Consider the following 14970-nt stretch of genomic DNA (forward strand, 5'->3'; position numbering starts at 1 on the left):
AATAGAAACCTTTTAAATAGTTATTCCTTCACTCATATCACGCCCATAACTATTTATAATTTTGGCATAATTATTGCAAGTTAGTAATCATACAATTTCTAAAGGATGTGGCTAACTTGTCAAACAAAAAAAGGAAGTTTCAAATGCCAGATACATTTGTCATTATATTCTTTGTGGTGCTTGCAGCTTCATTACTTACCTATCTCGTTCCACTTGGAGAATTCCAAACTGAAGATCTCACCTATACAGATAGTCAGGGAAATGAAGACACACGAACTGTACTAATTCCAGAAAGCTTTTCAATAATTGAAGATGAAAATGGGAACCCCGTCCGTGAAGGTGTATCACTCTTTGAACCAGGTGGAGGTGCCGGTTTCTTAAACTACGTATTTGAAGGTCTCGTTTCAGGTAGTAAATGGGGGTCTGCTGTCGGTGTTGTTGCATTTATATTAATCATTGGTGGTTCGTTCGGAATTATTATGAAAACAAGAGCAGTTGAAGAAGGCATTTTATCTGTTATTAAAAGAACAGAAGGAAAAGAAATTTTTGTCATTCCAATTCTATTCATCATCTTCTCATTAGGTGGGGCTGTATTTGGTATGGGAGAGGAAGCCATAGCCTTTGCGTTAATTGTTATCCCTCTTGTGATAGCACTTGGATATGATGCCATTACAGGCGTGATGATTACTTATGTAGCAACACAAATCGGCTTTGCTACGTCATGGATGAACCCATTCGGAGTTGCTATAGCCCAAGGGTTAGCTGATGTACCTGTGATGAGTGGGACTCCTTTTCGACTAACAATGTGGGCTGTCTTCACTTTAATTGGGGTTATATACACAATGCTTTATGCTTCTCGAATAAAAAAAGATCCAACAAGATCTCTTTCATATGATTCAGATGCTTATTTCCGCAAGGACTTCGAGCAGAAAGATATAAAATCTACTTTCAATTTTGGTCACAGTCTCGTATTAATAACTATTTTTCTTGGAGTGATTTGGATTGTTTGGGGTGTTATATATCATGCCTACTACATTCCCGAAATCGCTTCTCAATTTTTTACGATTGGTTTAGTAGCAGGTATTATTGGTGTCATTTTCAAGTTAAATAAAATGAACATAAACGATATTGCTGATGGCTTTAAAACGGGAGCCAAGGATCTGTTACCGGCTGCTCTAATTGTGGGTATGGCAAAAGGAATTGTTATTATCTTAGGCGGTGATGACCCAAGTATGGCATCTGTGTTAAACACAATTTTATTTGCTGCAGGACAATTATTTAATGGCCTTCCTGCTGAAGTTTCCGCTTGGTTAATGTTCGTGTTCCAATCGATTTTTAACTTCTTCGTAGTCTCTGGTACAGGTCAAGCTGCATTAACAATGCCTTTGCTTGCACCTTTAGCTGACATGGCTGGAGTATCAAGACAAGTTGCAGTATTAGCTTTTCAGCTTGGAGATGGGTTTACGAATTTAATCGTTCCAACCTCAGCAGCCTTAATGGGGGTTTTAGGGGTTGCCCGTCTTGACTGGAGTAAATGGTTCAAATTTCAAATTAAGTTTCAATTATTATTATTTGGATTAGGTTCGATCTTTATTATTGTTGCTGTTCTTATCGGATTCTATTGATCTTAGGAAAGGTCAGCCCTTTTTCGCTATTATTGCGGTAAAGGGCTCTGTTTTTTATTAATAGAGTTACTGAGAGCGTAGGATAGCTTCTCCTTTTGGTAAGATCTTGGTTCCAACACGTCCTCTTCTTTTTTTTATATAACCACTTTTTTCTAGTAGATCTAAACGATGCCTTATTTGTTGTTCTGATAATTCATAAGTAAATTGTTGCTTGCTTAATATTGAAACTTTTTTTCTACTCACTGCACCTCCTTCTTTTTGCAACGTAGAAAGGGTATTTAAAATAAAAAGCATTTCCGGATTCATTTTAATTTCTTCTTCGTTAAGAAGCTCTGGAGATGTTTCTCTAGGCGCAGTAAGTAACGGATTCTCAGAGCTAACTTTTCTTTGAAAAAAATGGTCGTCAGGAATATTATCAATTGTTAATGTTATGCCATCACTAACTGCTAGCATATAATCAATTGTATTTTTCAATTCACGAATATTTCCATACCAAGGGTAATCTTGCAGAACACCTATAACGTCATTACTCACTTTCACATGTCCCTGACCTTGCTCATGAAGGAAATGAATGATTAGTAAAGGGATATCGGAGCTGCGCTTTCTAAGCTCAGGTAAGTGCAAGAATAGAACTTTCAAACGATGATATAAATCTTCTCGAAACTGCCCTTGATCAATCAATTTCAAGAGATCCTTATTAGTAGCAGCTATTATTCGTACATCAAGTGGAATAATATGATCTCCCCCTATGCGTAGGAGCTCTTTTTCTTGCAAAACACGCAATAACCTTGCTTGTACCTTTAAGCTAATATCACCAATTTCATCTAAAAAAATCGTTCCCCCATTCGCTTGCTCAAACAGCCCCTTCTTACCACCTTTCTTAGCTCCAGTAAAAGCACCCTCTTCATAGCCAAATAATTCACTTTCTACAAGGTCTTCAGGAAGTGCACTGAAATTCACCGCTAAAAATGGTCCGCTGTTTCGATTTGATGCCACATGAAGTGCACTAGCAAACAGTTCTTTACCAGTACCACTTTCCCCTTCAATTAAAATGGTTAAGTCGGTCTTGGCTAACTTTTCTGCTATTTTTTTTGTATAAGCTAATACTGGGTGTTCTCCAATAATATCCTCAAATTGATATTTTGCTAAATGGCCTTTCTTTTTTAGATCTTTGCGAATTTGCAGCTCGACCTTTCGATCATTACTAACATTTTTTAAAGTCAATACGATCGTTTGATCCGCTTCAATCGAGAACTTTTGAACCATAATTTCTTGGCCTTTAATTGTCAATAAATCTACATCTTTACTGGCGTTACCGATAAATTCTAGAAGCTCTTGATCTTTAATTGATTGCTTTACACTCCTTCCTGATATATGCCCTTTTCTAAGATCTAATATCGTTTCGGCCATCTCATTGATCACTGTTATAACTCCTTGTTTAATTGCTAAAATGCCCCCACCTACACCGTCAACCACCTTTTTCAAATGAGCCGCCGTACGGTTAGCTTCGCTTGTTGCCAGTCTTAATTTTTGGCTTAATCTAATAATAGTTCGAATATATCGATCAGACACCGCTTCTTGTTTTGATTCCAGTAGAGAAACATGACTTAAAATTGTAATCATTGTTGACATATCTAAAAGTCTAGGGCCAATATTAATTACAGTATCAATAGACTCTGGAACAAGATCAAGTTCGCCCGGAGTCACTGCTATAGAGACAGATGGATCTGGTACTTTACTCGGGTCATGTCCAATGAACGTTAAATGGTCAATCCCAAATTTATTAACGGATTTTAAAGCTTCATCTACAGTTTCAGGGAAATCATTCACATATAAAACATTTTCACCTTCTGGAATAAGAAACAACTTTTCAATCGAGGAAAAATTTATAATCCGTTTAGCTATGATTACTGAGCACCCATCCCCTATGTATTCGTCAACTTCTCGTTTAATTTGACTAGAAGATAGTAATATTAATTGATCATGAATAAATGGCACTTCATCTTCATCTACTGCAAAACTTTGTACATCAATAAAATCCCCAATGATTTCATGTAATTGTTCACTTAATGCCTCTCTTGTCTCAACAGATCCTGCAATTAAAACTATTTCTCGCCGCTTCATTCTTCCCCTTCTCTCTCCTTTGTTGTACTTAATGGGTTCTCCAATAACAACCAATAGTCCTTTTAAAATATGATTAATTAAAAGATTTATTTATGAATAGCCATTTGACTACTTGGCATTAAACTTGCAATATGGAGATATAAAGAATCAGTAAGGAGTTGAAGATATGAACAAAGATGCTCTTTTTGAAACAATTGAAAAGCATAAAGATCAATGGATTGAAATTAGTCGCTACATTTGGGAGAACCCTGAGCTTGGTAATAAAGAATTTAAAGCGATGGAAATTTTAACAACTGAACTGCGCAAACATGAATTTGAGGTTAAAACGAATATTGTAAACTTAGAAACAGCTTTTATTGCCACCTATCGTTCAAATAAACCAGGCCCTACGATTGGCTACTTCGCCGAATACGATGCACTTCCTGAAATTGGACATGCATGTGGTCACAATTTAATTGGGATGATGAGTACAGGTGCTGCCATAGCTTTAAAAGAAGCTGTTGACACATTAGGCGGAAAGGTCATCGTTTATGGTACTCCTGCAGAAGAAACGAATGGAGCAAAAGTTACATTTGCTAATGAGGGGATCCTTGAGGGGTTGGATGTTGCCTTAATGGTTCATCCGTCTGGAATTCATGAGAGAAGCGGATCATCTATGGCGATGGAAGCCGTTCAATTTGATTTCTATGGAAAGCCTGCACATGCGGCTGCTAGTCCTGATGAAGGGGTCAATGCCCTTGAAGGAGTTATTCAAACGTTTAATTTAATTAATGCCTTACGTCAACATCTTCCTGATGAGGTTCGCATTCATGGAATCATTACGAACGGTGGTGATGTTGTCAATGTGGTACCAGCTCGTGCACAAGCCCAGTTTTATGTAAGAGCAAATGATAAAAACGTTCTTCAAGAAACGTCAGAGAAGGTAAAGCGTTGCGCAGAAGCTGCAGCTCTTGCAACAGGCTGTGAGTTTGACATTTCAAATCATGAGCTTGGTTATGATAATTTACATACAAATGAAGGACTATCAGAACTCTATTGTCAAAACCTAATCGCACTAGGTGTGAAACCAGAAGAAATTGAAACAGATCGGGATCATGGCTCACTTGATATGGGCAATGTTAGCCAAGTTGTACCAGCCATTCACCCCTATATTAAAATGGACGATTGCCCTCATTCAGGTCATACCACCGGTTTTCGTGATGCCGCTGGAGACTCAAGAGGATTTGAAGCCATGATTCTTGGTGCTAAAACATTAGCTGCAACAGGGTATGATGTGTTGGCTAACCCTGCTTATTTACAAGACATTAAAGAAGAGTTTAAACGAGTAGGTCCTAAAGGTTCAATCTAAAAATAAAGACATTGAGAAGATGGATTGTACCTCTTCTCAGTGTCTTTTTATTTATCTTCTTTGACCAATATCGCTCTCTATTTTAAGCAGAAGGACTTCTAGTATAAATTGATAAAAATTCATTTTATTATTAATCTATTTACCTCATGAGTGTACCTTTAGAGATTGATCGATCATTCTAATTTCTTTTAAATCATGAGAAAGTACTTCAAACACATCTTCACCAAACCACTCTAAGGACAGGTCTACCTTTTCTAATTCTTTCATTAGACCAGAAAAGAAAGAGTAATAATCTATACTCCCTTCGAACAAGGAGACCATTCCTTCTCTACTTCCAGCAGGAGAATAAACATTATTTGGAGCAAATACATTTAATTCTTGCCTTGACCGAATGTTTTTTAAATGTACATGAGCGATATATGGCTCTAGTAGTTTAAATCCTAAAATAGGGTCCGCTCCTGATTCCCAAATATGAAGTGCATCATAATTAATTTTAAAGGATGGATGATTAACTTCTTCGATGAGCCTTAACGTAGATTCAAGGTTATCTGCTAATGTGTTAGGATGCGTTTCTATCAGTAATAGTTGATCCTTGTTCTCTAACCTTTCACAGATTAAGCGAAGTTGGTCTACTATATATTTCCTCTCGTGCTGAGATAGATCCTTACTTGCTCTCGCTCCGGCAAACGTTCTTAACTTATTCGTATTCAATTCGGTAAGAAGTGAGGAGCATTGATCAACCATAGATTTCGTTTCTTCACGGTTCAGATCTAAAGGTAAATAGTCACTTAACATGCTAATATTTAAGTCCATAGATTTTAACAGTTTAAGGTTCTCAATAGGTGTTTTTCTTGCGTGAACGCCCCATAATTCAATACCATCAAATCCTTTTAAATGAGCCCATTGTGCGATTTGCTCTAAAGATTGTAAATGATGTCTAAAGGTAATGGTGCATAATGATAAGTTCATAAAAACCTCCCTATTTTGTCGTAATCAATTGTATATCCGACGTAGTTTCTTGTTCACACCACTTATCAAAATAGCATTTCAACCCAAATTTAATTGAACTTTCTCGATCTAGCTGCTCATCAATTTGTTGAATAACAGCTTTTTTATGCTCTTCTTTTCCTGTCATAGCTAATTTCATCGCCCGGTACTGAAGAGTTGTGTAGCCCTTAACCAACCTCTCAATTTCATCACACCACTCTTCAAACTCATCTTCTGTAAAATGAAGTTCTTTCCAGAAATAAGCAAAAGCATGTTCATAGGCATACTTTCTAATCGCGAGTACCGGTATTTGTTTCAGCGCTTCTGCTAATTGAGGAAGGCGATGTGATTCCGACCCCTCTGTATAAGCAAGGACGATTTTATGTATGGCTTCGGTCATTGGGTAAGCATTTAGTTTTAAGCATGTTCTAAAATAGGCTTTTATTATTTCATTTGTCGGAGCAACGAACCCTCTTTCATCAAAATAATACCCTCCAGCAACAGATGGCTGCATAACCGCTTCAAGAATTTGCTCTTTTGGTAGCACCCCTTCCCACCGAAAGTCAGGGTCAAACATCATCCATTCATTAGGATTTTCTGTGTTATCTAGCATCACATAATGAGGAAATGGACGCTGGTGAAACTTATTTTCGCGTTCAGGTAAAGTCGATAAATCCAACATCACCATCACATGGCGACCTGTGGGCTTCGTTTCCATTAAGTGTAGAAGCGTTTCTAAATTTCTTTCCTTGGAGTCATCTTCTTTATACCAACGGTGAAGTTTAATCCCATATAAATGTTCATACCATTTACAAAAGAAATCATGATCGATCACTTCAGAGTGGTAAGAAAGAACATAGTTTTCAAGTATGTCAAAATCAGCATCCCATACACCAAAATAATAAGGTCTATGATCAAGTCCCTCTGTTTTTTTAATTACCTCACATACGCAACTAACAAAACAATGCACTTTAATCACTACACTCACCAACTGATAAGTGTGTATTTGATTGTTCACAAATATATGTAGCTAGATTTGATACCTTATAAAAATTGTTCGGCGAAAGCTGTTCATCGGATATTTCGATTCCATAGTCGACCTCAAGGTGGAGTATAAGTTGTAAGATCATAATTGAGTCCATACATAGATCTTCATTTAACCTCGCATCTTCATTAAAAGAAGCAAGTGTTGGTAGGTTAAGATCTTTTTGCATGATAGTATAGAGAGTTTTAACAGCTTCTTCTTGTGTCATCTATATATGCCTCCCAATTGTTTGCGGTTTACTTTTCCATTTGCCATCCTTTCTATTTTCTCTACTTGTATCCATTCAATCGGCACTTGATAAGGTGCCAGTTTCTTTTTGCACCAGGCTCTTAGCAACGACGACTCTATAGGCTCTTCACTAATATAATTGGCGCACACACGCTCTAGTGCATAAGGATCCACTTTTTTATAAACGACAACATCACAAATTCCTTTGTAAGAACGAATCACATTTTCAATTTCGTAAGGATACACATTTAAACCAGCCACATTAATCATGTCATCCATTCTTTCTACAAAATGAAGGTTACCTTGCTCATCAACATATCCCATATCTTTTGTATGAATTATCTGTTCGGAAGTATGGAGAATAATTTCCTTTGGTTTGTTTTTACTTCCACCACTTTCAATATTGATATGAGAAAGTGGGCGTCCAATTTCTTCTGGTTTGTCTAAATTTGCATTTATACTTACACACCCCGCTTCAGAGCAGCCGTATTGTTGAAGGACTCGACCTGATACTTCCTTTAAAGAATGTAACCACGCTTCAGGCATCTTTGTTCCCGATGACATTACCGCGTAAAAACGCTCATCTCTTGATAGAAGCCTTAAGAGAGTATAAAGGAGAGTAGGTGCTGCATATAGCAAATGAATAGGAAATTCCTGCAATTTCTTTAGTATGTATTTTGGGTTGAGATTGGTAATGATAACAGGAGTAGAACCTCTTTTTATTGCTGCGAGTACACCACTTATTAAGCCGTATGAGTGATTAATTGGACACGCAACAATTGAAGTAGTTATCATACTAATGTTAAGACCCACATTGTAGTTATTCAATTCCTCTTCAATGGAACTCCAAGTCCTTTCGATACACTTTGGATCACCAGTTGTACCTGAGCTCAATTGAACCAATACAGCTCTCTTTTCTTCCACTTTTCGATTCAACATCACAGGATCATCCACTTGTTGATAAAAGAGATAATGACAATCGGTTTTAATAGCTATCCTTACCGCACCCTCAAGTGGCGTAGTAGCATGAAGCGGGGCAATTGATCCACCTTTTTTTCTAATAAATAAGCACAATGCCAACACTAAAAATGCATCATCATGACATACCGCAATTCTTTTATTCTTGCATTCTCGCAATGTCTGCTGTTGTTCAAAGCTCGCAAACTGATCTTCCAAGTCATCGTATGAATAATACTGATCATTAACAATTATCATATTTAGCCCCCTTTTTCTTTTTGGCCTTTTATTAAGGAATTGGAAACGAGGTGGCGAAACTCTTCGTTATCGTTATCCTTATTTAATTTCTTGGTTAATAAAGACTCAACATATATAGATTCATTTGTATAGTTAAGTAATTTCGCTCTCGATTTAAGTGAAGGGAAATTTTTCAGATGTGTAGCTAATGCTTCATTAACATGTTGCCAAAAATCTTTCTCTTTATAAATCCCCGCCTCATCAAGCACATAAGAGATCTCCGCTATATTAAAAACAAATAATGTATCCATCACCAATTCCCTTAATGCTTCTAGTGAGGACATCCAATAAAATTGATTCTCGCTCGCATTCGCATAAGAGGGATGGGTATTTTTGAAATCAGGTAAAAACTCTTTACTATCTAGATAAGACTCCACATACTCTACGCTTTCATGAAAATCCCGTAACGCCACTCGCTTTGGCCAGCCATTTTCATGAATTAGTATCATATTTTGTCCATGAGCTTCTAGGGCAATCCCGTGTTTTAAAAGCAGGTGCCAAACAGGGATGACAGCTACATCTATTAATTGCTCAACCCACTGACTAACTCCGTATGCCTCGATCCATTTCCACACAAAAGGTTGACCGTCTTTTTCTATTAGCATGAGAGCATTAAAGGGGATGGCTTCTTCTGTCTCCCGAAGATAACCATGAATATCTTCTCTCCAAATAGCAGCTAACTGACCTTCTATCTTACTTGCCTTTATCGGGTCTTTAGGTTCATATACCATACCAGCATGTTCTGCTAGTATAACTAGCCTCTTATCATTAACTAAAAAATCATCTGAACTCACAACAGCTTTTAACCAAGCAGATATCGCAGGCGCTGCGCATACAGATTGTGGGGCAAGGGTGCGCCTGGATGAGGTATGTACTAGATTCATTGCTAGCTTTAGTGATGACCGCCCTTGCGTCGTCTGATTGATAAGAGTACGAACAGATTGAGTGGAAGTATAGAGGTCTCCAAATTCACCTAATAGTAGAATGTCTCGACTTTCTAACTGCTCAGTAATATGCTCTTTTATTTGTTGCCATTGCCAAGGGTGCACAGGAAATAGTATGTATTCATCAAGCTGCCCACCACATTGGCAAAGCTCCAGGACAAGGTCTTTCCACACTGTAGTTCCTAATTCATTTTGCCAAAAACTTTGCTCTTCTTTAGGAAACGAATAACTTACCTCAGTTCTTTTCACCGCAATCCAAACAATAGAAAAAGGTTGATTCGCTTCTGGTCCATATGAATAATGATCTTGAATGGTAAAGCCCGTTCTTGATTTAAAGCAAGGGTGATACGGGTGACCTTCTACAATAGCTGATTCTAGCTCTTCCAAACTTAACTCTCGCCTTGAAGGAGGCTGAGTTAGGTTTAGCTCATTCCACTCAGTAAGGAAGATAGTATCTTCTAATTCAGCTAAGAGTGTTTCGCTATTAAAATGATATTGGTTTAATTCCTCAATTAAATCCTTAATCGACACCTCTCTTTTTCTATTATTATCCATAGTCATAACTACAGATGATGGTTGTATGCGGATACGACCAAACGCACTCCGACGTCCAGAGCAGCAGTAGCTTCCCTTCATTCCTTGGATTGTGTAACAAAATTGATTATCGATAAATTGTTCACTGTATGGTAGTAACCTTTCAAATAAGATTGCCTCAACCAATTGCTTTCGAACTCTTATAGTAGCTTTAGATGGGGATGCTTGTATTAGTTGCACAAAGAACCTCTCCCCTCATTGAATTAGAATGGAACGGATTTTCGATTGTAGTATAAACAGCTTGCTCTAATTTTGCTGTAAGCTCATCAACATCGTGAAACCTCGTTAATAAATTTGCTTTTAAAGCTAACTTTTCTTCACTAAGCAGCTTAGCTACTAATCGGTGACCAGCGCCATTATATCTGTCGTGTAGATCTACTAATTGTTCTTTAAGATAAAGAATCAACATTTCTTCCGCCAACAGTCCATCGGTACCAAATCGATTAATGATAGAAAATAAATGATTCATTAAGAGATAATAAATGAATCTCTCTTGTATTACTTCTTCTCGATAGAATAACTCCGGCGATTCTACTAGTTCTGGTTCCATGTATATAAGCCTATTTTTGTAGAGGTTGGACAAATAATACCCTTGATTATCACGATAAAAATAGGTCTCAGGGTAGCCTGTTGATACGTCAATCACACTATTTTGTTGGTGAGCTTCTAGGGCAATTCCATATGAATCGTAGAGATCCATAAGTGGGATCAATGTCTTATCAACATACTTTTTAAACCAATTAAAACTGACCGTAGCTAAGTCTCGACTTTCAGACATAGAAAGCTTTTTTATTAATTTATAGAGCTTAGATTGACAACCTGGCAAAGGATCTTGTACAAGAGCAGCAACGGTAGTAATCCCCCTATCTTCACCTACATGAAAGGGGTTTTCCCTTATAATCATTTCAAAGCCCGATTCTTTTAAACCTGGTAACTGCACAGTTAGAAAAGCTGGGTCCTTAATAAATTTAAAAGCTGAATACTTTTTTAATAATGGCAATTCCCTAACTAGTTTTGCCATTGTTTTACCAGCAACCAGTTCTTTCGTTTTGTTGACCCTTAGAGAGTTGGTTACTTTAACCGGAATAGAAAATTTATACATCCATTTACTAGTGCAGTTATAAACGGTTCGTATGGAAGATGTGGCGGTAAAGTCTGCTCCTAGTAGTCCTACATTAATTATGATTCTTTCTTTTAAAGCCTTCTTTATTGAAGGTTGCTCCAATAACCATTGCGCTTGAAGAGGATGCATCGGAATGAGAGGAAAATCTTCATCTATACTTAAATCTCGATATTCTTTTTTTAGCTCCTCGTGAATCAAAGAAATAGCATCCTCACTACCTTCGGAACAACTCAAAAGAAAGGAACGATTCACTTTGAAGTAATGAAGTTGAAACTTCCCACACATTTCTGGACTATAAGTTTTATGTTGCCACCATGGCATGCCTTGCCTGCTTTTCGGTGTAGGATGTAACCAATGACCATATAAAAGAGATTGTTCTGCTTCAATAAATGTTTGGTCGGCTCGGTAAAGAGCTTCCCCCTCTTTCATTCTCTGGTCAATAATGTGTGCCATCGTTTCATAGCTATCAATGATTCTTAAAAGTAATTCCCCATTTTGTCCTAACTTCACTTTTGAATCTATATGTAATTCTTGAATAAGAGTAACCATAGCTGCTAACTTTTCTTCTTTTTTCCATCCACTAGAATGACCGGAATATTTTATTATTACATCGCCAAAAGAATGACGTCCCACAAGAGATTTATATGTGATCTCTACAGCCAAACGAAGCGACTGATGAGGTAAATTCAACATAAGAACATAGGGCTCACTCAACAAATTTTCAGCTTGTTTACTGCTCAATTCCTCCCGGTTAATAAACTGTCCAGCATTAACCTCTCGCAAATAGCTGTTTAAAAATGCTTTAAATGAGGCTTCTTCAGCTATTCGTTTTGCTGTACTAGTCATAATCTCATCCTTTCTCCTTCTATCGACCTACTAATTGATACCTATTCTCATTTAGAAATGAAGAAAAAACGGGTTTCCCCGCATTTCTCCCTCACTATTTACTACTGAACTCAGTGTATGTAAACTATTCATTCAGTAACAACTCTTCAATTTCTTGCAAGCCTTTCTCCCTTTCAATTGGATCCCAGAAACCCCAAGTCGTAGTTAATGTATGGACATTGTCTTCTTTTACAGCTTCTAACCCATTCCAAACTTCACCTTGGGTAATAGAATCATAGTACTCCCCGCTGTTGAAGTAAGTAACATCAATAATATGGTCGGGGTTGTACTTCACTAATCCTTCAATAGAAATATTCTCTCCAAAATCTTCAGGGATATTTTCTGCTGGTGTTAACTTAAGGTCATCGAATAATAAAGCATTTGTCGCATGGTTATTTCTTCCATAGACTCGGATATCTTTTTTATTTATTGAAACCGCCATGAACGTTTCTTCACCCACGCTCTCACGAATGCGATTCCCAATTTCTTCTGCTTCATTTTCAAGTTTATTAATCACTTCTTGACCTTCATTAAGCTTACCTACTGCTTCGGTTACTTTTAGGTGGTCATCTTTCCAATCTCCCCCTACTTCCACTACAACTGTTGGAATTGAATCTGATAGCTGTTCATATAGTGGCTCATAACGGTCACTTATAATGAGTAAATCGGGGTTTAACTGTACAATTTCCTCAGGATTGATTTCATCAGCATACGGTAAGGCCTCTACACCTTCTAGCTCCTCAATTAAGTGTGGAGGAAACTCGTTATCATAAGCCATAACGGCGTAAGGTTTGACACCGACTGATACTAATGAACCCTCCCAAGAAACATGTGATAATACAACTACTTTTTCTGGATTAACAGGGACCTCAGTTTCGCCATAGATATGCTCTACCGTAAAAGTTCCCTCTGCTACTTCCTCATCTACTATTGAATCATCTTGTTGCTCTGTCTCTACTTCACTCGTCTCTTCCTCAACTACAGCCGCTGTCTCTTCACTGCTACCGCAAGCCGTTAATGTGACAATTACAAACACACATAATAGTGCCCATAATTTAACGCTCTTCTTCATTCCTGTTTCCCCCTAAATAATCAATAATGAAACTCATTATCAATGATAATGTTTATCAATTGATAAAACCATGGTCATTTTTGTCTTTATTCATAGACAAATCATTCTTTATATGGAAATTGTAGAAAATATTGAACCAGCTCATTGATCATGTGTTTTCTACCAATAGGCCCCCAAGGATCCCATTCCAAACTGTTTGGATAGTAGACATTTCCCTTCTTCACAGCTTTCATCTCGGACCAGGCTCTCAACTCAGTTGCGCTTGTCACATCAGCTTCATCACTCCATAAGATAAGCAATTTTTCAGGATTAATCTCTAAAAGTCTCTCAATCGAAATGATTTCATAACCACTTTCAGGTAACTGAGGATGTGCTTTAAATCCTAATCGTTTAAATAATAAATCAGAATTAGCATGTCCACCTTTTCCATAAAGCCTGATTTCTTCTTTTCTAATCCAGATTACTGCCCAATGTCCATGAGTGGTGATAGATTGTAATTGGTTGTTTGCCCACCTTTCTAGCGACCGTACTTCACGGATAATTTCATCAACATACTCACTTCTATCGATGATGTTAGCAATCTCTATTAAATAATTCTCCCATTGAGTCTGAAAAGAGAGTGTATGGACATTAGTATGATGTGTCCATAAAACCGATAGCTTCTCTTCATCACGTAAAGGGGTTTTAATAATTAGATCCGGGCTTAAAGAGACCACTTCTTTGGGAGAGCAGCCATCTTCAGCATTAATAATTAAACTTCCAACCATCTCATTTTTGTAATAACTCGGCAGGCCGCTTGAATGAAATAGTGAGGGATATCCCATGGAGAGAATAGGTTGAACCCCTAAAGCTAGTAAGTGATCTTGTAGAAATAATTGACTAACTACTGCTACTCTTTTTTTTATTCTTTTTAAGAAAGTAGTCGGTGATACTCCCGTTCTTTTCTTAAAAAGCTTACTAAAATAAAATTCATCTTGTAGGCCTACTTGAAGAGCTATCTCTCTTAATGTCACGGTTTGCTGTTGAATCATGAGCTGCTTTGCTTTGTTTATCCTCTCATTATTCAAAAATTCCTTAGGTGAATACCCCGTTCTTTTTCGAAATGCTCTAGAAAATGAAGCCGGAGTCATTCTCGCTTTTTCAGCAAGATCGGCTACTGTAGGAGCATCCACTAGTTGCTCACTTAGTTGAGACGCAATTTCAACCATTTCTTCCTTTATTATTTGATTCTCTTCTGTAAGTTGAGCTAATAGATTCCACCATGCCGATTGTTTTTGACAATAATGAGAGAACGTCCTATGGCAATCCCTTTCTAAAAGAGGTGCCCATAGTGGAACTAATTTTGCAGTTCGCTTATTAGTAGCTAATTCAGGAAATTTTTCATCCTCACTTAAACCTTCCCTAGATCCCACTGCGCTATATACAATACTTCTTGTCACAGCATATGCATTAAACAGGTGTGTCTTCAACCACCGTGCTTCTCCTTCTTGTATGGTTTGATTCCTCGAATTTTCTTCATATTTAATTTGACCTGTCACTACATAGATTAAAAGACTTTGATCACTTCCGAGTTTTATATCTATATCTCCTCCTTCTTCTAGCTTGTGAGAAGAAGCGGTTATGAATGTAGAAGAAAAGAGTTTAGTTTTATTCATTTTTATTAACTCCTCCAAATTTTAAATTGACAATATTACCAAAATAATAGTAGATTTATAATCGATCATACCGAAAATGATAATCA

At 37.3% G+C, this 14970-nt stretch carries 11 protein-coding genes; 2 read left to right on the forward strand and 9 right to left on the reverse strand.

From position 1 onward, the window contains the following. Window positions 1-116 precede the first annotated feature (116 nt). Window positions 117-1625, forward strand: coding sequence for a putative basic amino acid antiporter YfcC (gene yfcC / locus AB3N04_RS10310; protein ID WP_368505912.1), 1509 nt, complete (start codon window positions 117-119; stop codon window positions 1623-1625). Window positions 1626-1691: 66 nt separating this feature from the next. Here yfcC and AB3N04_RS10315 read toward each other — a convergent pair whose 3' ends face one another. Next, complete coding sequence (locus tag AB3N04_RS10315) at window positions 1692-3749, reverse strand: sigma-54 interaction domain-containing protein (protein WP_368505913.1); 2058 nt, start codon at window positions 3747-3749, stop codon at window positions 1692-1694. Window positions 3750-3915: 166 nt separating this feature from the next. Here AB3N04_RS10315 and AB3N04_RS10320 point away from each other — a divergent pair, with 166 nt between their 5' ends. Continuing rightward, complete coding sequence (locus AB3N04_RS10320; protein ID WP_368505914.1) at window positions 3916-5097, forward strand: M20 family metallopeptidase; 1182 nt, start codon at window positions 3916-3918, stop codon at window positions 5095-5097. A gap of 144 nt (window positions 5098-5241) precedes the next feature. On the opposite strand, the gene AB3N04_RS10325 is transcribed toward AB3N04_RS10320, so the two are convergent. The 8 genes from AB3N04_RS10325 to AB3N04_RS10360 form a co-directional block, all read right to left on the reverse strand. Further along, complete coding sequence (locus AB3N04_RS10325; RefSeq protein WP_368505915.1) at window positions 5242-6066, reverse strand: sugar phosphate isomerase/epimerase family protein; 825 nt, start codon at window positions 6064-6066, stop codon at window positions 5242-5244. A 10-nt stretch (window positions 6067-6076) separates the two neighbouring features. Further along, entirely contained in the window at window positions 6077-7063 is a 987-nt protein-coding gene (locus AB3N04_RS10330; protein WP_368505916.1) for a DUF6005 family protein, read from the reverse strand. Beyond that, window positions 7056-7337 (reverse strand): petrobactin biosynthesis protein AsbD, encoded by a 282-nt coding sequence (gene asbD, locus AB3N04_RS10335; protein WP_368505917.1) that lies wholly within the window; start codon window positions 7335-7337, stop codon window positions 7056-7058. The genes AB3N04_RS10330 and asbD overlap by 8 nt, the downstream gene beginning before the upstream one ends. Next, window positions 7334-8572: an AMP-binding protein gene (locus tag AB3N04_RS10340; RefSeq protein WP_368505918.1), complete on the reverse strand. Its 1239-nt coding sequence runs from the start codon at window positions 8570-8572 to the stop codon at window positions 7334-7336. The genes asbD and AB3N04_RS10340 overlap by 4 nt, the downstream gene beginning before the upstream one ends. A gap of 2 nt (window positions 8573-8574) precedes the next feature. Continuing rightward, a complete protein-coding gene (locus AB3N04_RS10345; protein ID WP_368505919.1) occupies window positions 8575-10329 on the reverse strand; it encodes an IucA/IucC family siderophore biosynthesis protein in 1755 nt (584 codons plus the stop codon). Next, complete coding sequence (locus tag AB3N04_RS10350) at window positions 10301-12118, reverse strand: IucA/IucC family siderophore biosynthesis protein (protein ID WP_368505920.1); 1818 nt, start codon at window positions 12116-12118, stop codon at window positions 10301-10303. The genes AB3N04_RS10345 and AB3N04_RS10350 overlap by 29 nt, the downstream gene beginning before the upstream one ends. A gap of 124 nt (window positions 12119-12242) precedes the next feature. Continuing rightward, the gene (locus AB3N04_RS10355) at window positions 12243-13229 is read right to left on the reverse strand and encodes an ABC transporter substrate-binding protein (protein ID WP_368505921.1); all 987 of its coding nucleotides are present in this window, start codon (window positions 13227-13229) and stop codon (window positions 12243-12245) included. 101 nt (window positions 13230-13330) lie between these two features. Beyond that, window positions 13331-14884 carry a helix-turn-helix domain-containing protein gene (locus AB3N04_RS10360; RefSeq protein ID WP_368505922.1) on the reverse strand — a complete coding sequence of 518 codons (1554 nt, stop codon included), beginning with the start codon at window positions 14882-14884 and terminating at the stop codon, window positions 13331-13333. Between the last annotated feature and the right edge of the window lie 86 nt (window positions 14885-14970).

This window comes from Alkalihalophilus sp. As8PL, assembly GCF_040939795.1.
GTDB classification, from domain to species: Bacteria; Bacillota; Bacilli; order Bacillales; family Bacillaceae_D; genus Alkalihalophilus; species Alkalihalophilus lindianensis.

Excerpts from the sequence above, each read along its gene's own strand:
- AB3N04_RS10315 (WP_368505913.1), bottom strand. The coding sequence starts at position 3,749 with ATGAAGCGGCGAGAAATAGTTTTAATTGCAGGATCTGTTGAGACAAGA.
- AB3N04_RS10320 (WP_368505914.1), top strand. The coding sequence starts at position 3,916 with ATGAACAAAGATGCTCTTTTTGAAACAATTGAAAAGCATAAAGATCAA.
- AB3N04_RS10325 (WP_368505915.1), bottom strand. The coding sequence starts at position 6,066 with ATGAACTTATCATTATGCACCATTACCTTTAGACATCATTTACAATCT.
- asbD (WP_368505917.1), bottom strand. The coding sequence starts at position 7,337 with ATGACACAAGAAGAAGCTGTTAAAACTCTCTATACTATCATGCAAAAA.
- AB3N04_RS10340 (WP_368505918.1), bottom strand. The coding sequence starts at position 8,572 with ATGATAATTGTTAATGATCAGTATTATTCATACGATGACTTGGAAGAT.
- AB3N04_RS10350 (WP_368505920.1), bottom strand. The coding sequence starts at position 12,118 with ATGACTAGTACAGCAAAACGAATAGCTGAAGAAGCCTCATTTAAAGCA.
- AB3N04_RS10355 (WP_368505921.1), bottom strand. The coding sequence starts at position 13,229 with ATGAAGAAGAGCGTTAAATTATGGGCACTATTATGTGTGTTTGTAATT.
- AB3N04_RS10360 (WP_368505922.1), bottom strand. The coding sequence starts at position 14,884 with ATGAATAAAACTAAACTCTTTTCTTCTACATTCATAACCGCTTCTTCT.